Genomic DNA, 17,552 nt, shown 5'->3' with positions numbered 1-17,552 from the left:
CCCGGTTCGCCGCCGCGAGGGCGCGGTGCCGTCGGCGACGGGCGGTTTGCGCCGGGGCATAACACCAACGGCCCACGACAGCCACCGCGGCGCCACGGACGGCGGCGGCGCGAGCGGCGCCGTACGAACGGGCCACGGGCTGGGGCGCGGTGACCACCTCGGCGACGGCGGCAGCGGAAGAGAACAAACGAACAACAGCGGCGACGGACAGCGGCGCCAACGGACAGACGCCAGCTAACGGCGGCGGCAGTGCTCGCGAGGGCGAAGGACGGCGGATGGAGCGGAAGCGATGACGGTGACCCTGGCCGACGTAGCGGCGCGCGCCGGGGTGTCGCCGGCCACCGTCTCCCGGGTGCTCAGCGGGAACTACCCGGTCGCGGAGGCGACCCGGGCCCGGGTGCTGCGGGCCGTCGACGACCTGGACTACGTGGTCAACGGGCCGGCCAGCGCGCTGGCGGCGGCCAACTCGGATCTCGTCGGCATCCTCGTCAACGACATCGCCGACCCCTTCTTCGGGATCATGGCGGGGGCCATCCAGTCCGAGATGGGCCCCGCCGTCCCTCCCGCCGCCGACGCGTGGGGGCCGGGCCAGGCGCCCGGCGGGCCGCAGGGCAGGGTCGCGACCGGACCCGCCGGCCCGGCGCCGGCGGCCGAGAAGCTGGCCGTCGTGTGCAACACCAACGGCTCCCCCGAGCGCGAACTCACCTACCTCACACTGCTCCAGCGCCAGCGCGCCGCGGCCGTCGTCCTCACCGGCAGCGCGGCCGACGGCCCCGAGCACACCGAGCGGCTGGCGGCCAAGGTGGCCAGGCTGGTCGCCGCCGGCACCCGGGTGGTGCTGTGCGGGCGGCCCCCGGTGGCGGGCGCGCTCGCGCTCACCTTCGACAACCGGGGCGGCGCCAGGCGGCTGACCGAGCACCTGCTCACCCTCGGCCACCGCCGCGTCGGCTACATCGCGGGCCCCGCCGAACGCACCACCACCCGCCACCGGCTTGAGGGACACCTCGCCGCGCTGGCCGCGCACGGCCTCCCGGCCCAGGCGCCGGGGACCCAGCCGGGCGGGGACCCGGCGGCGGCGGCCGAACCGCCGCCGCTGGTCGTGCACGGGGCGTACGACCGGGCCAGCGGTTACGACGCGGCCTGCGAGCTCCTGCGCCGCGAGCCCGGCATCACCGCGCTGGTCGCGGCCAACGACACGGTCGCGCTCGGCGCCTGCGCCGCGCTGCGCGACATGGGGCTCAGCATCCCCCGGGACGTGTCGGTCACCGGCTTCGACGACCTGCCGTTCAGCGCGGACGCGGCCCCGGCGCTCAGTACCGTACGGCTGCCCCTGTACGAGGCGGGCGCGCGGGCGGGGCGGCTGGCGCTCGGGCGGGAGGCCCCGCCGCCGGGCGGGGTGGCCATGATCCGCGCCGAGCTGATGATCCGCGACTCGACCGCGCCACCCCCCGCCCCCGGCCGCTGAACCGCGCCCGACCAGGGCGGCCCTCGGGCGGGGGCGCCTTGGACGGGCAGCGCTGGGCGGCGCTGGGCAGCGCTCGCCCAGGTGGCCACGGTCGAGGACGCCTGTCGGGCAGGAGGGGGCCTCCGCGTCGGAGGGACTGACGCCGCTCGGGCACGAAGGACACCCGAAGGACACCCGAAGGACCCCGCTCCCGAGAGGGCATCTCGCTCGGGAATACGGGAAGCCGGAAAAGGGGCCGACCGGCCCCCGTGGCGGGTTTGACCTGGTCGCGTTCGCTGCCTAGCGTCGCCGTGCCCGCCCGTGCGCACCGACCGCTCAGGAGCCCGCGTGAAGCTCGCCTTTTCCACCCTCGGCGTGCCCGGCCTGCCGATCCCCGACGTCGTACAACTCGCCGTGGACCACGGATACCAGGGCGTCGAACTGCGGGCCCACCCCGAGGAACCGGTCCACGTCGGCATCGGCGCGGCCGAACGGGCCGACGTCGCGGCGCGGTTCCGCGCCGCCGGGCTGACCGTGCTCGCCGTCGCCGGCTACGTGCGGGTCGCCGAGGCCGGCGACGACGGCCCGGTCCTCGACGCGCTGCGCCAACACCTCGCGCTCGCCCGCGACCTCGGCGCCCCGTACGTGCGCGTCTTCCCCGGCGGCGGCGACCAGGACCCCGCCGAGGCCGACGCGACGGCCGCCCGCCGGCTGGCCGCCGTCGCGCCGTACGCGCACGACCTCGGCGTACGGCTGCTGCTTGAGACCCACGACTCGCACCGCACGGCGGCCGACGCCTGCCGGGTGCTCGGCCTGGTCGGGCACCTGAGCGTGGGGGCCGTCTGGGACGTGCTGCACACCTGGCTCGGCGGCGAGGACCCGGTGGCCTCACACGCCGCGCTCGCCCCGCACCTGGGCTACGTGCAGGTCAAGGACGTGGCCTCGGCCGAGGACACGTCCCCGCTGCCGCTCGGCCGGGGCACTCTGCCGCTGGCCGCGATCCTGACCGCGCTCGTACGGGCCAACTTCGCCGACGCCGCGCAGGACGCGCCGGCCGAGGGCTGGGTGAGCTGGGAGTACGAGAAGCGCTGGCACCCGGAGGCGCCCGGTTTGCCCACGCTGCTCGACGCGGGCCGGGACCACCTGCGCGGGCTGCTGGCCGCCGCCGCTGGCACGGGGTCCGTCACGCGGGAGAGCCAGCGGCGGAAGCCGGGCCAGCACCCGTAGCCGGGGCCACGGCCGGAGCGACCGGGCCAGGTGCCGCGACCGGATTCGGGTCCGGTTCCAGGGCGGGTTTCGGGGCCGGGTCCGGGCCTGAGTCCGGGCCCGGCGGCGGGGTGGTGGGGCGCCCGCCGCCGACGCCCGCGAACGAGGTCAGCGCGACGCCGCCGACCAGGAGCGCGGCGGCCACCCAGCGCAGCGGACTGATCCCCTCGCCCAGCAGCAGCGCCGCGGACGACATGCCGAAGACCGGCACCAGGAGCGAGAACGGCGCGACCGCCGACGCGTCGTAGGTGCGCAGCAGGAAGCCCCAGGCGCCGAAGCCGAAGAGCGTGGTGCCCCAGGCCACGAACGCGATGGCGCCCAGACCGCTCCAGTCGAGGCCCCGCAGCGCCTCCACATCCCGCTGCGGGCCCTCGAAGACCAGCGACAGGGCCAGCAGCGGCAGCACCGGGACGACGCTCACCCAGACCATGAACCGCAGCCCGTCGGGCGGTGCGGCCTTGCGGGTCAGTACGTTGGACACGCCCCAGAACGCGGCGGCGGCCACCACCAGCGCGAAGCCGAGCACCGGCCCCGACGTCCCCTCGTCCACGGCCGCGACCACGATGCCGCCCAGCGCGACGCCCATCCCGAGCAGCCGCACCGGCCCGGGCCGCTCGCCGAGCGCGAACGCGGCGAACAGGGCCGTGAACACCGCCTGCACCTGGAGCACCAGCGACGAGAGGCCGGCCGGCGCGCCCTGGTTCATGCCGACGAACAGCAGGCCGAACTTGGCCAGGCCGAGCGCCAGCCCCACGCCGATCACCCAGCGCCAGGGCACCTGGGGCCGGCCCAAGAAGAACACGGCGGGCAGCGCGGCGGCCGTGAACCGCAGCGCGCAGAACAACAGCGGCGGGAAGTGGTCGAGGCCGACCTCGATGACGACGAAGTTGACGCCCCAGGCGGCGGTGATCAGCACGGCCAGGGCGAGGTGAGCGGGTCGCATGGGTTCGAGCATCGACGCAGTGAACCTTGTAGCACCAGCGCGAGTATCTGCATGATTGGTTGAAGCAGTGCTACAAGCAGCAGCCGCCACGGCCGCGGGCGAGCCGCGCCGTGGCGCGCGGCTCGCCGTCGTCGCGGCGCCGATCCCCTGGGGGAACCATGTTGGACCTGGCCCGGTTGCGGGCCCTGCACGCGGTGGCCGTGCACGGGTCGGTCAGCGCGGCGGCCGTCGCCCTCGGCTACACCCCGTCGGCGGTGTCGCAGCAGATAGCGAAGCTGGAGCGGGAGACGCGGACCACGCTGCTCGAACGGCGGGGCCGCGGCATCGCCCTGACCGACGCGGCCCAGCAGTTGGCGGACACGGCGCAGCGGTTGCTGGCCATCGTGGAGCGCGCGGAGACCACGTTGGAGGAGCGGCGCGGGCAGCCGTCGGGGCGCCTGGTGGTGGGCGCGTTCGCCTCGGCCGCGCGCGGCCTGCTGCCCTCCGTGCTCGCCGAACTCACCGCGCGGCACCCGGGGTTGGACGCCCGGCTGACCGAGGTGGACCCGCACCTGTCGCCCGACCTGGTGGCCCGCGGGGTGATCGACCTGGCCGTCACGCACGACTGGGACATCTCGCCGCTGCCGGCCCCCGAGGGCGTGCAGCGGGTCGTGATCGGCGACGACCCGTCGGACATCCTGGTGCCCCGCGACCACCCGCTCGCCGGCCGCCGCGTGCTGGGCCGCGCGGACCTGACCGACCAGCGGTGGATCTGCCAGCCGCCGGGCACCGTGTGCCACGACTGGCTGGTGCGCACGCTGCGCGCCTCCGGCCACGAGCCGGACCTCGCGTACCAGGTCGCCGAGTACCACACGCAACTGGCGCTGGTCTCCGCCGGCCTCGGCATCGCGCTGGTCCCCCGGCTCGGCCGCGGCCCGGTGCCGGACGGCGTGTCCGTCGTACCGCTCGAACCGACGCCGCTGCGCCGCCTGTACGCGCTGTGGCGCCCCGGCGCCGCCCGCCGCCCGTCCATCACCGAGGCGGTGCGCCTCCTCCAGGAGCACTGGCCGCGTCGCGACGCCGCCTGAACCACGCGAGGGGGCGCCCGGGATCTACCGGGCGCCCCCTCGGTCACGCCAGCGCCCACAACGGCGACGGCGGACGTCCGCCCACCGGCCTGGCGCTACGGGACTACGGCACTACGGCACTACGGCACTACGGGCGCAGCAGGGACTCGCGGGAGACGTCCCGGCGGTCGAGCTGCTTGTCGAAGGGGGCCAGCGGCTTCGCCGTCTGGTCGCCGGACTTCACGGCCGCCGGCTGGACGCCCGCCCAGTCCAGGACGCGCGCGGTGGCCTTCGCCTTCTGCTCGGCGGGCAGCGCGGCGATGTTGGCGCCGTGGTTGGCGCCCGGCGCCGTGTAGACGTAGGAGTCGTTGCGCTTGCCCACGCGGAACGGCTCGGCGCCCCACGGGTCGTTCTGGCCGTTGACGAACAGCATCTGCTCACCGTCGTGGCGCACCCAGGAGTCCACGTCCCGCATCGTGCGGGAGTCGAACGTCATCGGGATCTCGGCCGGCACGGCGTGCCGCGGCGCGTCGATGCCCGGGTACCGCAGCAGGTCCTTCAGCTGGCCGTACCGCACCGTCGGCCAGCCCAGTTGGGTGCCCGCCTGGTAGTAGTACGGCGTGTAGCCCTGCAGGCCCTGGTCGGTGGTGGAGTCGAAGCCGGAGATCTTGTCGACGTAGTTGTACAGCACGTCGTCGGAGGCGGTCGGCGCCGGCACGTCCGCGCAGTCCTTCTCCAGGCTGTACTGCCAGAACGCCCAGGCCAGGCTGATCACGGCGTTCTCGTACGCCTTGTCGGCGCTGCCCATCACCTTGAACGTGCGGCCCTGCTCGTCCGCCCACTTCTCGTAGCGGGCCACGAGCCGGTCGCGGCGCTCCAGCGCCTCGCGCTGCACGGCCGTCAGGCTGGCGCGGCACTCGCGGTTGCCCACCCGCGCGAAGAACCGGTCGTACGCCGAGTCCTCCTTGTTGACCACGTCGTTGGGGGCCACGTACGCGACGGTGCCGTCCATGTCGTTGGGGAAGAAGCGGCGGAAGTAGGTGGCCGTCATGCCGCCCTTGCTGCCGCCGGTGGCCAGCCACTTCTTGCCGTAGATCGGCTTGAGGGCCTTGTAGAGGCGGTGCTGGTCGCTGGCGGCCTGCCAGATGTCGAGCTTCTTCCAGTCGGCCGGCTGCGGGCGCGAGGGGGTGAAGAAGCGATACTCCATGGAGAGCTGGTTGCCGTCGATGATCTGCGTCGGCTCGCTACGGCGCGGCGTCGTGCTCACGTTGTAGCCGGAGGTGAAGAAGACCGAGGGGCGGTCGACGGACTTGTGCAGCAGCGTGATCCGCTGCTTGAACGTCCCCTTCGACGGGCGCCGGTGGTCGATCGGCTGCTCGTAGTTGAGAACGAAGAAGCGGTACCCGTCGTACGGCTTCTCCTCTATGAAGCTCATCCCCGGTATGCGGAGGATGCGGTCCTTTATGTCCTCCGACTGCGCGGCCGTGGTGCTCCGTTCGTCCGGCTGCGCGGCGGTGGCCGTCCCTGCCGAAACGCTGCCCACGCCCACGGTGCCGATGAGCACCGCCAGCGCGAGCAGCGATCTGAGCGACTTGTGCATGCTGATCTCCCAGGAGTTCGCAGTGGTCGCCGTGAACCTACAAGCGGTCGGGCCCGGGGGCTAGCCCCAGCTCATGCCATCGACGGGGGCTCCTTCGCGCCCGCCCGGCACCCGATGCGCCACGCCGCCCCCTCCCCTCCGCGCATGAGATGACTCATGCTGGTCGGCATGGACCGAGAGGAAAGCCAGGGGCCGGGCGGCCCCGAGCCGAGCGAACGGGCCGAACGACTGCGGCGGTACCTGAGCGAGCTGGAGCAGCGCGTCGACCCGCGCTCCCTCGAACTGCTGATGCGGCTGCTCCGCGAGCTGAGTGTCTCACCGGCCGTGCGCGGCGGCACGTACGAACTCGGCATGGGGCCCGAGGAGCGGGAGCTGTTCACGCCCGCCCTGCAGGCCGAACTGCTCGTGCTGTTCGGCCTGCTCACCTCGCACGACGAGCGGGTCGTGGTCGACCTGGGGGACAGCCCGCACGCGAAGGGCATGAAGGTGCTCGTCCCCCGCGAACGGGCCGACGACCCGGACTTCCTGCGCCGGCACAAGCAGCGGGTGGCCGCCGAGGCCGCCGAGCGGGAGGCGGACCGCCGCGAGGTGGAGGCCATCGCGCGGGCCAGCGGCATGGAGCCGTAGCCGGCCGTGTCCGCCAGTGGAGTGACGCGCCGCCCCGGTCGGCCGAACCCGGGGCGGCGGCTCAGCCCAGCACGCCGGCTGTGGCCATGTCGCTGCCCGTGAAGGCGTGCCACAGCCGGGCGTAGCGACCGCCCAGGGCCAGCAACTCCTCGTGGGTGCCGTCCTCGACCACCCGGCCGTCGTGCAGCACGACCACCCGGTCGGCGCGCGCGGCCGTCGTCAGCCGGTGGGCCACCACCAGCGTGGTGCGCTGCCCGACGAGCCGGTCGGTGGCCTGGTTGACCAGCGCCTCGGTGGCCAGGTCGAGCGCGGCCGTCGCCTCGTCCAGGAGCAGCACGTCGGGGTCGACGAGTTCGGCCCGGGCCAGCGCGATCAACTGGCGCTGCCCCGCGGAGAGGTTGCGTCCGCGCTCGGTGACCTCGTGCAGGTAGCCACCGTCGAGGAGGGCGATCATGTCGTGCGCGCCGACCGCCCGGGCCGCGGCCTCCACCTCGGCGTCGGACGCGGTGGGGCGGCCGTAGGCGATGGCGTCGCGCACCGTTCCGGGGAAGAGGTACGACTCCTGCGGCACCACGCCGAGTCGGTGCCGGTACCCGGCCAGGTCCAGTTGGCGCAGGTCCACGCCGTCCACGGTCACCCGGCCCGCCGACGGGTCGTAGAACCGGGCCACGAGCTTGACCAGGGTGGACTTGCCCGCGCCGGTCTCGCCGACGAAGGCGACGGTCTGGCCGGCCGGGATGCGCAGGTTGACGCCGGACAGCGCCTCCTCGGGCTGGTCGGCCGGGCCGTAGTGGAAGGACACGTCCTCGAACGCGATGTCGCCGCGCAGCTCCCGCACCTCGCGCGGCGCCTGGGCGAGCGGCGTCGTCGTGGGCTCGCGCAGCAACTCCTGGACGCGTCGCAGCGAGACGGTGGCCTGCTGGTAGCCGTCGAACACCTGGGAGAGCTGTTGCACGGGGGCGAAGAACAGGTCGATGTAGAGCAGGTACGCCACGAGCGCGCCCGCCGTGAGCGTGCCGTCGCTGACCCGGCCGGCGCCGACGATCAGCACCAGCGCGGCGGCCACCGACGACAGGAGCTGGACGAACGGGAAGTAGATCGAGATCAGCCACTGGCCGCGCACCCGGGCCCGCCGGTACGCGTCGCTGCGCTCGGCGAACCGCTGGCGCCCGCTCTCCTCGCGCCGGAACGCCTGCACGATGCGCAGCCCGGCGACGTTCTCCTGGAGGTCCGCGTTGACGGCGCTGACCCGGTCGCGGGCCAGTTCGTACGCCTTGACGCTCTGCCGGCGGAAGAAGACGGTGCCGATGACCAGCACCGGCAGCGTCGCGAAGACCACCAGGGCCAGTTCCAGGTCGATGACCAGCAGCGCGACCAGGATGCCGAAGAAGGTGAGCAGGCTGACCAGCGCGGTGACCAGGCCGGTCTGCAGGAACGTGGAGAGCGCGTCGACGTCGGTGGTCATCCGGGTCATGACCTTGCCGCTCAACTCGCGCTCGTAGTAGTCGAGGCCGAGCCGCTGGAGCTGCGCGAAGATCTTGACGCGGAGCGAGTACAGCACGCGCTCACCGGTGCGGCCGGTCATCCGCGTCTCGCCGACCTGCGCCGCCCACTGCACGAGCACCACCAACAGCGCGAGCCCGGAGGCGGCCCACACCGCGTTCAGCGCCATCTCCTGGACGCCCTCGTCGATGCCGTGCCGGATCAGCACCGGCAGCAGCAGCCCGGCCAGGGCGTCCACCGAGACGAGCAGCAGACACAGCGCGAGCGGCTTGCCGAAGCCGCGCAGCAACTGGCGCAGCCCGTAGCTGCTCTCCGCCCGGGTGGCGGCCTGCTCGTCGACGCCGGGGCTGTCGTTCGCGGGCGGCAGGGCGGCGACCTTGGCGAGCAGTTCGGGTGTCGCGGGCATCCCGGCCATCGCGCCGGCGGTGGTCGCGGGCGGGGCGGCGGGCGCGGCGCCCTTGCCGGCACCGGGGGTGGCCGGGGCGTCGGCGTCTACGGCCGTGCGCGGGGCGTCGTCCTTACGCACCCACAGCTCGGGGGTGACGGTACCGGCGGTGGCGCGCTCCAGGCGGGCCCGCCCGACGGCGTCGGCGTGGGCCGCGGGGATGTTCCCGGACGCCGTCTCGGCCGCCGATATCTCGGATATCTCCTCGATCTCCTCGGCCAGCCGGAAGTCGGCGTCGGCGTCGGGTATGCGCTCGGCCGACGCGCCGGTGGCCGCGCGCCGCTGGGCGGTGCGGTGGTGGCTCCCGTGGCGGCCGGCTTCCCGGCCGTCGGGGTCGCCGTCGGGGCGACCGTCGAGGCCGCTGTCGGGGCCCGTCGCGCCGGAGGGCCCGGCGGCGGGGCGGTCAGCGGGCAGTAGCAGCCCGGCCGCCGCCGCCTCGCCGCCGAAGGCGCCGGCGATGGCGGAGCCACGGGCGTCGGGGGCGGCGCCGTCGGGCCCGGGGCCGCGCACGCCGCGGCCGGCCGCGTCCCGTGGCACGTCGCCCAGCTCGTCCGGGTCGGTCAGCAGGCGGCGGTAGAGCGCACAGCGCTCGGTCAGCTCGTCGTGCGTGCCGACGTCGACCAGGTGGCCGCGGTCGAGCACGGCGATCCGGTCGGCCAGCGCCAGGGTTGACTGGCGGTGGGCGATGAGCAGCGTCGTCCGCCCGGCCATCACGCCGCGCAGCGCCTCGTGGATCTCGTGCTCGACGCGGGCGTCCACGGCCGAGGTGGCGTCGTCCAGGACCAGCAGCCTCGGGTCGGTGAGGATCGCCCTGGCCAGGGCGATGCGCTGGCGCTGGCCGCCGGAGAGGGTCAGGCCCTGCTCGCCGACCTTGGTGGCGTAGCCGTCCGGCAGCTCGCTGATGAAGCCGTCGGCCTGCGCGGCCCGCGCGGCCGTGCGGACCTGCTCGTCGGTGGCCTCGGGCAGCCCGTACGCGATGTTCTCGCGCACGCTGTCGGAGAAGAGGAAGCTGTTCTCCGGCACCAGGCCGATGGCGGCGCGCAGCGAGTCGAAGGTCAGGTCGCGCACGTCGTGCCCGCCGATGCGGACCGCGCCACCGCTCACGTCGTAGAAGCGCGGCAGCAGCAGCGACAGGGTGGACTTGCCGCTGCCGGACGCGCCGACGACGGCCAGCGTCTCGCCGGGCTCGATGCGCAGCGACACGTCACGCAGCACGGGCCGCCGCCCGGGGCCGGGCGCATCGGGGTCCGTCTCCTTCGCGGCGCTCGGGTCGCCCGCGGTGGTGTCCGCGCCGGCGGTGGCGTCCGTGGCGCGCGCGTCCTCGCCCGGGGCGTCCTCGGTGGCGCCGTAGCCGAAGGTGACGTGGTCGAACTCGACCGTCGCGGGCGCGTCGGCGGGCAACTGGCGGGCATCCGGCCGCTCGGCTATGCCGGGCTCGGTGTCGATCAGCTCGAAGACGCGCTCGACGCCCGCGCGGGCCTGCTGGCCCACGGTCAGCATCATGGTGAGCATCCGGACCGGGCCCACCAACTGCGCCAGGTAGGTGGAGAAGGCGACGAACGTGCCCAGGGTGATCTCGCCACGGGTGGCCATCCAGCCGCCGAGCGCGAGCATGGCGACCTGCCCGAGCGCGGGCACGGCCTGGAGCGCCGGCGTGTACCGGGAGTTGAGGCGGATGGTGCGCATCCTGGCGGCGAACAGTCGGCGGCTGACCTGGCGGAGCTTGCCGGTCTCCTGCTCCTCCTGGCCGAAGCCCTTGACCACCCGGACGCCGGTGACCGCGCCCTCCACGACGCCGGCCACGGCCGCCGCCTGCCCCTGCGCGTACCAGGTGGCGGGGAAGAGGCGGTCGCGGCTGCGGGAGGCGATGAACCACAGGGCGGGGGCCACGGCCAGCGCCACCACGGTCAGCAGCGGGGACAGCACCACCATGACGACCAGCGAGATGATGAACAGCAGCACGTTCCCGATCATCATCGGGAGCATGAACAGCAGGCCCTGCACCAGTTGCAGGTCGCTGGTGCCACGGCCGAGCACCTGACCGGTGCTCAGCTCGTCCTGTCGGCGGCCGTCGAGGCGCGAGATGGACTGGAACATCTCGGTCCGCAGGTCGTGCTGCACGTCGAGGGCGAGCCGGCCGCCGTAGAAGCGGCGGAGGTAGGTCAGCCCGTAGACCGCGAGGGCGGCGACGATCAGCAGCGCCGCCCAGGGAGCCAGCGGCCGGTCGCCGGCGACGATCACGTCGTCGATGATCAGCTTCGGCACGAGCGGCACGAGTGCCGTGACGGCCATTCCGGCGAGGGACGCGCCGAGCGCGAGGACCACGTTGCGCCGGTACCGCCAGCAGTAACGGGTCAGTCTGCGCGCCCAGCCCTCTTGCCCTGCGCTGGTCGTCGCGGCTGTCGCTGTCACTCCCGGCCTCCCCGTCTCATGGTCATCACCGGAAGGCTGCAACGCCGTGGCGTGCGGATTTCATTCCGCCGTTACAAACCAACGCGCGCACGGGAGGCGCACAAGCGATCGATTAACGCGCCCGCGCCCCCGCGAGCGCCCGGCCGCGCCCCCACGCGGGGGCGCCACGAAAACCCCGCCCGCGCACCGGCCACGGGCGGGGTCGCCGGCGGGGCCGTCCGGCGGCGGACGGGCGCGGCGCCGGCGCGGTGCTAGGCCGCCGCGGCGCCCACGGGCGACTCGTCGGCGGCCAGCTCGACGGCGGCGCAGTGCGCCGCCACATCGTCCAGCCGCAGCCCGAGGGCCACGGCGAGCGTCGCGATGGTGAAGAAGGCGGGGGTCGGCGCCCGGCCGGTCTCGATCTTGCGCAGGGTCTCGGCGGAGATCCCGGCCGCGGCGGCGACGTCGGTCATGCTGCGTTCGCCGCGCGCCTGGCGCAGCAGCGCGCCGAGGTGACGACCGCGCTCGCGTTCCAGCGGAGTGAGGGGTGTGCGCACCATGCGGGCCATTCTAGTACCGCCGCCGGTAAAGCTAGCCGGTATAGTTATAACGGTATTGAAATTGGCGTGCCGCGAACCGGCGACGCCCCTCCGTCGTGCCCGCGGCTCCTCGAAACAGTGGGCCGGGGCGGCGCGGGGCGGGCCCCGGCGCCGGGCCGCCGTACCCACTCATGAAGGGCCTTGCGGAGATGGTGGAGATCAAGACCGACGGCGAGCTCGACGCGATGCGCGAGGCCGGCCGCGTCGTCGGGCAGGCGCTGGCCGCCGTGCGGAAGGCGGCGTCGATCGGCGTACGGCTGACCGAGCTGGACCAGGTGGCGCGCGACGTGCTGCGGGACGCGGGCGCGGGCTCCCCTTTCCTGAACTACCAGCCGCGGTTCGCGCCGAGCCCGTTCCCCGCCGTGATCTGCGCGTCCGTCAACGACGCGATCGTGCACGGCATCCCGAACGGCTACCGGCTGCGCGACGGCGACCTGGTCAGCATCGACTGCGGCGCCATCGTGGACGGCTGGGCCGGCGACGCCGCCGTCAGCTTCACCGTGGGCACCCCGCGCCCCGCCGACCTGCGCCTGATCGAGGCCGGCGAGGCGGCCCTGGCGGCGGGCATCGCGGCGGCCGTGCCGGGCGCGCGCATGGGCGACATCGGGCACGCCATCGGCAGCGTCGGCCGGGCCGCCGGCTACGGCATCCCCGACGACTTCGGCGGCCACGGCATCGGCCGCCAGATGCACGAGGACCCGCCCGTGCCCAACACGGGCCGACCGGGCCGGGGCTACGTGCTGCGGCACGGCCTCGTCCTCGCGCTGGAGCCGATGTTCCTGGCCGGCGGCTCGGGCGCGTACGTGGCCGACCCGGACGGCTGGACCCTGCGCACCACCGACGGCAGCCGCGCCACCCACAGCGAGCACACGGTGGCCATCACGGACGACGGGCCGCGCGTCCTCACCCTGCCGTGACGACGGGCCGCGCGTCCTCACCCTGACGTGAGCGCACCCGGCGCGGGCGCCGGCTCACCGGTCCGCGGGCAGCGCGCGTCGCAGCGCGCGGTGCAGATCGCGCGCCACCTTCTCCGGCGCGTCCGGATCGTCACCGGTCAGCCGGCTGAGCTGGCCGGCGAACACCTGGGTGAACGCGCCGTACAACGGGGTGCGGGGGCGGAGCACCGCGCTGTGGAGGGCCTTGCGCACGACGGCGTACGACCGGGGCCGGCCGTCCTCGGTGCGCGGCATCGGGTCGGCGTCCTCGCCCGTGGGGGACGGCGTGGCCGAACGCGCCGGGCCGCGCGGACAGCGCGCCCCGCCCTCCTCGTAGGCGCTCGCCCGGGTCGCGGCGAAGCCCGCTTCGAGCAGGCACCGTTCGCTGTTCCGGCCGGTCAGGAAGCGCAGCAGGTCCTCGATGGCGTCGAGGTTCTGCGCCGGCGCGTGCCGCGTGACGGCGAGGTTCTGCCCGCCGAGCACGGCCTTGCCCGGCAGCGCGGCCAGCCCGAGCCGCCCGTCCCGCAGGTCCTGGTGGAGCACCCCGTACGCGTACGGCCAGTGCCGGAGGAAGGCCGTCCTGCCGGCGGCGAAGTCGGCCAGCAGCCGGGCCTCGTCGGACTCCTGCGCGCTGTCCAGGGTGTACGCGCGGTCGATGCGCCGGGTGAACTCGCCGAGCCCGAGGCGCAGTTGTTCCTCGGTCCCGACGTAGCGCCCCTCGTCGTCCACCAGCGGGGCGTCGCCGCCGCTGGCCCCCACCGTGGCGAACGCCTCGACGCCGTTGACCGTGAGCCCCTCGTACGAGCTGAGTTGGGTGGTCCACGGCATCGCGTACGCGGCGGGGAGTTCGCCTCGGCCGTGCGCGCGCAGCACCGCCTGCTTCAGGTTCCTGAAGCCGACCCAGGTGGTGGGCTCGGGGCCAAGCCCTGGCGCGTTGACGCCGGCGGCCCTGAGGTAGTCGGGGCGGTAGTAGAGGAGCCCGACGTCGCTGTTGAACGGTACGGCGTACGTCGAGCCCCGCCAGCGGCCGGTCGCCGCGACGGAGGGCAGCACGTCGCCGTCCAGCAGCGAGTCGTCCAGCTCGCGCACCAGGTGCCCGTCGGCGAACTCCGGCACCCAGGTCACGTCCAGGTTGACGACGTCGTAGTGCGAGCTGCCCGACTGGAGCGCGCCGAGCAACTGGCTGCGCTGCTGGTCGGCGGTGCCCGGCAGCTCCACGAGCCGGGCCCGCAGCGGGGACCCCGAGCGCCGGCTGCGTTCGTTCCACGCGTCGACCAGTTGCTGCCGCACCCCGCCACGACCGGTGATGTCCCGGCCGCTGGCGATGACGATGGCGTTGGGGTCGCCGTCGCTGGTGAAGGCGCCGTCGTCCGCCCCGTCGCCCGACCCGCCGTCCCCCGTGGTGCAGCCGCCGACCGTGGCCAACGCCGCCAACACCGTCAACAGCGCGGCGAGGAGGGCCACCGGCCGCGGCCGGCCCACGCGCCCGGCGTGCCCGGCCCGCGACGCACGCCCCCCGCGCCCGGCGCGCGCCGCGCCGGGCCGGCCGACGCCGCGCCCCGTGCGCCGTGGTCTCCTCATGCGGCATCCCCCTGATCGCCCTCGACGGTCTGCGCCACCGCGTCGCGCAGCCCCGCCATCTGGTCGTCGCGCTGGTCGAGGCAGGTGCCGTCGGAGGCGTCGGCGATCCGCCGGTCCGGCTGGCCCGCGTCGCAGCCGCGACTGCTGAAGGAGACCACCGCCACCGGCACCCCGTGCTCGCGCACCGCCTCCAACAGGCCGGCCAGGTCCACCCGCGCGCCCTTGCGCCCGTTGTCCTCGTCGTCGGTGAGCAGCACGACCACGCCGGGCCGCTCGTCGCCCGCGCCGCGCCGGGCCACCTCGGCGACCGCGTCCCGCAACGCCCCGTACGGGTCCGCCTCGTGCTCCGTCGGCCGTACCCGCTCCATCAGCTCGCGCTCGACGGCGGCCCGGTCCTCGTGCGTGCCGAACTCCAACAGGCCGGTGTCGTACGGGCGCTCGGCATTGTCGGGCGCGGCCACCCGCCACGCGCCGTACTCGTCCCGGGGCCCGAGCCCCTCCATGGAGCGCGCGAGCAGCGCCGGCCCGCCGTCCGGGTCGTCCCACACGCCGGTCATGGACGGGGAGGTGTCGAGCAGGTAGAGGACGCGCCCGGGGCCGCTCGCCGCGCGGTAGCGCTCCAGGACGCGGCCGAGGTCCGCGCCGGTGGGCCCGGTGCGCGACGGCAGCACGCCGGGCCCGCCGGGCACGCGCTCGCCGCCGGGCGGCGGCTCCTCGTCCTTGCTCCAGAAACCGGCCGTCCGGAGCGTGCGCTGTCCCTCGGGGCCGGTGAGCCAGTCGCTGAAGCTTGTGATCCCCGCGGCGCGAGCGCGCGCCGTGGCGGAGTCCTGGTCCGCCCCCTCCCAGGCGAGCGAGACGGCCACCGGGGCCAGGGCCGGCACGTCGTCCGGGTAGACGACCCGGCGCGGCACCCGGGTCTGGGCCCCGCACTCCAGGGCGCCGGAGCGCAGCAGGTACTCGGGCACCACCGCGGCGGTGCCACGGTCGGCCTCCCGGTCCCCGGCCAGCGCGCACAGCAGCCCGGCGCCGTCGGGGGCCAGCGGCCCGGCGTGCGCCAACCGCCGCTCCACGGCACCGGCCTGCTGGGCCCCGTACAGCGCCCGCGTCGCGAACAGGGCCGCGTCGGCCGACTCGGGGTCGGGCCGCCGTACGTGCCGGCCGTCCCCGCCGTCCAGGAACGCGTCGACCAGGTCCGCCAGCCGGCCGCTCCGCGGGCCCGTCTCGCGGCTGCCGGGCGGCGCGGGCAGGGCGAGGACCGTGGGCGAGTAGCCGATGGGGCGGGACGTGTTGACGAACCGTACGTCCTGACTGGCCTGGTGGGCGCGCTCCACGTCCGCCACGCTCGCCGGAATCCACAGGTCGGGCTGGGCCCCCACGTCGCGCTGCGGGTCCAGCGGCGCGGCGGACGGCTCGGCGCCCGCACCGGCGGCGCCGGCGGAGGCGCCGCCCGTGGACGCGCCAGCGGTGGCGGCACCGTCAGTCGGAGCGCCGTCGGTGGGGCGGGCGGCCTGGCCCGGGGGCTTCTGCCACACGTTGGACAGGTCGTGGAAGGCGGTGATCACATCCGAGGTACGGGCCGCGTACACGGTGATCCCGACCCGGGCACACGCCCCGTCCGGGTGGTTCGCCCGGGAGAGGGTGTAGCTCTGGGCGGCCTCGCGCACGACCCGGTGCAGATCGGGATCGGTCAACACGCGCAACTCCTGCGGCGGGGCGCACGCCCGCGCGGCGGGGCCGTCGCCGGCCGCGTGCAGCAGCGTCCCCAGCAGGGCCAGCACCGCGGCGGCGGCCGACGTGGTCACCGCCCAGCGCCGCGACCAGCGCGGGCGCGACCAGCGGCGGCTCACCCAGCGCGGTGCGGGGCGGGGCGCCCAGCGCCGGCGCGTCCGGCCACCAGGCGACGAGGGCTCGGCTGGCGAGGGCTCCGCTGTCGGGGGCTCGGTGGTCGCGGGCTCGGCCAGGGCGGGCTCGGCGCCCGTGGGGTGGGCGCCCGTGGGCCGGGTGCTCGAAGGCCCGCCGCTCGCGGGTCCGGCGCTCGCGGGCTGAGGAGTCGCGGGCCGGGCGCTCGCGGGCTGGGGGACGGCCCCGGGGTCGGGTCTGAGGTCGCGGCCGGGCTCGGGAACGGGATCGGGGCCCGGATTGGGGACGGGCTCGGACTCGGGCGGGGGTGGGGCCGGCGGCGCGGGTTGGCGCGCGTCCTGTCGTACGGCGGGCGGCCGGGTCGCGGCGGGGCGGGGCGCGGGGACGGGCTCGTCGTCGGCGCGGGCCAGCACGACGTCCGCGTCGGGGTCGCCCTGTCGGAGCTGCGGCACCCACGGCTCGCCCGAGAGGGTGCGGTGGCCGGCCATCCGCTTCCGCAGCGCGGGGCCGAGGGTGGAGAAGGTCACGGGGCGCCCCGGGGCCGCGCCGCGTAACACGTCGAGCAGCGCCGCCGTGAACGGCGTGGGCGTCTGCTCGGGCCCGGCGTCGATCCGTCGGTTCGCCTGGACCGCGGCGACCAGGAAGAACCGCCGCCGCTGCTCGAACCCCTCCAGGACGCGCGCGGCGTTGCCCGCGAAACAGCAGTCCAGGATCACCACGATCTGCCGCGCCGGCGAGGTGGCCAGCACGCTGAGCACCGTGGTCAGCGGGACCGAACCGACGAAGACCTGCTGCTCGCCCGGCACGGTGCGGGCCCCGGGCAGTTGCAGCCACAGCTCGTCGCCGGAGAACGGGACGGCGCCGTGCCCGGCGAAGTAGAACAGCAACACGCCCCGGGTCTCAGCGGCGGCCTGCCCCAGCAGCACGTGGAAGTCGTCCGTGCCGGACGGCTCCACCGACACGACGCCGGCGCCCCACCCGCCGCCACCGGCCCCGCTCCCACCGTCGCGAGCGTCGCGACCCGCACCGTCGTGGCCCCCACCGGCGAAACCGTCACCGTCGTGGCCCTCACCGGCGAAGCCGTCACCGTCGTGGCCCTCGCCGACGTGGTAGAGGCGGTCGCGACCAGCGTCCGGAGCGAACACGCCGCCGGCCCGCAGCGTCGCGGCCAACTCCACGAGGCTGGCGCGGACCGCGAGCAGGTCGCCCGGCACCACGCCGGGGTACTTCCCGGCCTTGTGCGCGTACTCGGGCACGCCCACGAGCAGCGCCCGGTTGCCCCCGCCCCGGGGGTCGCATGCCGGCATGAGCC

Annotated in this window: 11 protein-coding genes; 5 read left to right on the top strand and 6 right to left on the bottom strand. The window is 75.3% G+C overall.

Annotated features, from left to right (window positions below):
* Positions 1–289: 289 nt before the first annotated feature.
* Entirely contained in the window at positions 290–1,465 is a 1,176-nt protein-coding gene (locus AC3CHW_RS23390; protein ID WP_488467748.1) for a LacI family DNA-binding transcriptional regulator, read from the top strand.
* 327 nt (positions 1,466–1,792) lie between these two features.
* Positions 1,793–2,671, top strand: coding sequence for a sugar phosphate isomerase/epimerase family protein (locus AC3CHW_RS23385; RefSeq protein ID WP_488467747.1), 879 nt, complete (start codon positions 1,793–1,795; stop codon positions 2,669–2,671).
* Here the strand turns inward: AC3CHW_RS23385 and AC3CHW_RS23380 are convergent.
* Complete coding sequence (locus tag AC3CHW_RS23380) at positions 2,628–3,653, bottom strand: EamA family transporter (protein ID WP_488467746.1); 1,026 nt, start codon at positions 3,651–3,653, stop codon at positions 2,628–2,630. The genes AC3CHW_RS23385 and AC3CHW_RS23380 overlap by 44 nt on opposite strands.
* A 158-nt stretch (positions 3,654–3,811) precedes the next feature.
* Between AC3CHW_RS23380 and AC3CHW_RS23375 the strand changes: the two genes are divergently transcribed.
* Positions 3,812–4,720 (top strand): LysR family transcriptional regulator, encoded by a 909-nt coding sequence (locus AC3CHW_RS23375; RefSeq protein WP_187063242.1) that lies wholly within the window; start codon positions 3,812–3,814, stop codon positions 4,718–4,720.
* Positions 4,721–4,847: 127 nt separating this feature from the next.
* Here AC3CHW_RS23375 and AC3CHW_RS23370 read toward each other — a convergent pair whose 3' ends face one another.
* Positions 4,848–6,299, bottom strand: a complete 1,452-nt coding sequence (locus tag AC3CHW_RS23370; protein WP_398607415.1) for a S28 family serine protease — start codon at positions 6,297–6,299, stop codon at positions 4,848–4,850.
* A 168-nt stretch (positions 6,300–6,467) separates the two neighbouring features.
* Here AC3CHW_RS23370 and AC3CHW_RS23365 point away from each other — a divergent pair, with 168 nt between their 5' ends.
* Positions 6,468–6,926, top strand: a complete 459-nt coding sequence (locus AC3CHW_RS23365; RefSeq protein ID WP_187063240.1) for a hypothetical protein — start codon at positions 6,468–6,470, stop codon at positions 6,924–6,926.
* 61 nt (positions 6,927–6,987) lie between these two features.
* Here AC3CHW_RS23365 and AC3CHW_RS23360 read toward each other — a convergent pair whose 3' ends face one another.
* The gene (locus tag AC3CHW_RS23360; RefSeq protein WP_488467745.1) at positions 6,988–11,286 is read right to left on the bottom strand and encodes an ABC transporter ATP-binding protein; all 4,299 of its coding nucleotides are present in this window, start codon (positions 11,284–11,286) and stop codon (positions 6,988–6,990) included.
* Positions 11,287–11,537: 251 nt separating this feature from the next.
* Positions 11,538–11,825: a helix-turn-helix domain-containing protein gene (locus tag AC3CHW_RS23355; RefSeq protein ID WP_488467744.1), complete on the bottom strand. Its 288-nt coding sequence runs from the start codon at positions 11,823–11,825 to the stop codon at positions 11,538–11,540.
* A 188-nt stretch (positions 11,826–12,013) separates the two neighbouring features.
* On the opposite strand from AC3CHW_RS23355, the gene map reads away from it, so the two are divergent.
* Complete coding sequence (map, locus tag AC3CHW_RS23350; RefSeq protein WP_398612043.1) at positions 12,014–12,781, top strand: type I methionyl aminopeptidase; 768 nt, start codon at positions 12,014–12,016, stop codon at positions 12,779–12,781.
* 54 nt (positions 12,782–12,835) lie between these two features.
* On the opposite strand, the gene AC3CHW_RS23345 is transcribed toward map, so the two are convergent.
* Both AC3CHW_RS23345 and AC3CHW_RS23340 read right to left on the bottom strand, forming a co-directional pair.
* Positions 12,836–14,281 carry an extracellular solute-binding protein gene (locus tag AC3CHW_RS23345; protein WP_488467743.1) on the bottom strand — a complete coding sequence of 482 codons (1,446 nt, stop codon included), beginning with the start codon at positions 14,279–14,281 and terminating at the stop codon, positions 12,836–12,838.
* A gap of 95 nt (positions 14,282–14,376) precedes the next feature.
* Entirely contained in the window at positions 14,377–17,547 is a 3,171-nt protein-coding gene (locus AC3CHW_RS23340; RefSeq protein ID WP_488467742.1) for a substrate-binding domain-containing protein, read from the bottom strand.
* Positions 17,548–17,552: the final 5 nt, after the last annotated feature.

The sequence above is a fragment of the Streptomyces sp. MGP-BFMKR1 genome (genome assembly GCF_057766585.1).
The sequence above is the reverse complement of the archived record's forward strand: the minus strand, read 5'-3'. Positions and strand labels throughout refer to the sequence as shown.

Coding starts and splice junctions, on each gene's coding strand:
- AC3CHW_RS23390 (WP_488467748.1), top strand. CDS start 290: ATGACGGTGACCCTGGCCGACGTAGCGGCGCGCGCCGGGGTGTCGCCG.
- AC3CHW_RS23380 (WP_488467746.1), bottom strand. CDS start 3,653: ATGCGACCCGCTCACCTCGCCCTGGCCGTGCTGATCACCGCCGCCTGG.
- AC3CHW_RS23375 (WP_187063242.1), top strand. CDS start 3,812: ATGTTGGACCTGGCCCGGTTGCGGGCCCTGCACGCGGTGGCCGTGCAC.
- AC3CHW_RS23370 (WP_398607415.1), bottom strand. CDS start 6,299: ATGCACAAGTCGCTCAGATCGCTGCTCGCGCTGGCGGTGCTCATCGGC.
- AC3CHW_RS23365 (WP_187063240.1), top strand. CDS start 6,468: ATGGACCGAGAGGAAAGCCAGGGGCCGGGCGGCCCCGAGCCGAGCGAA.
- AC3CHW_RS23355 (WP_488467744.1), bottom strand. CDS start 11,825: ATGGTGCGCACACCCCTCACTCCGCTGGAACGCGAGCGCGGTCGTCAC.
- map (WP_398612043.1), top strand. CDS start 12,014: ATGGTGGAGATCAAGACCGACGGCGAGCTCGACGCGATGCGCGAGGCC.
- AC3CHW_RS23340 (WP_488467742.1), bottom strand. CDS start 17,547: ATGCCGGCATGCGACCCCCGGGGCGGGGGCAACCGGGCGCTGCTCGTG.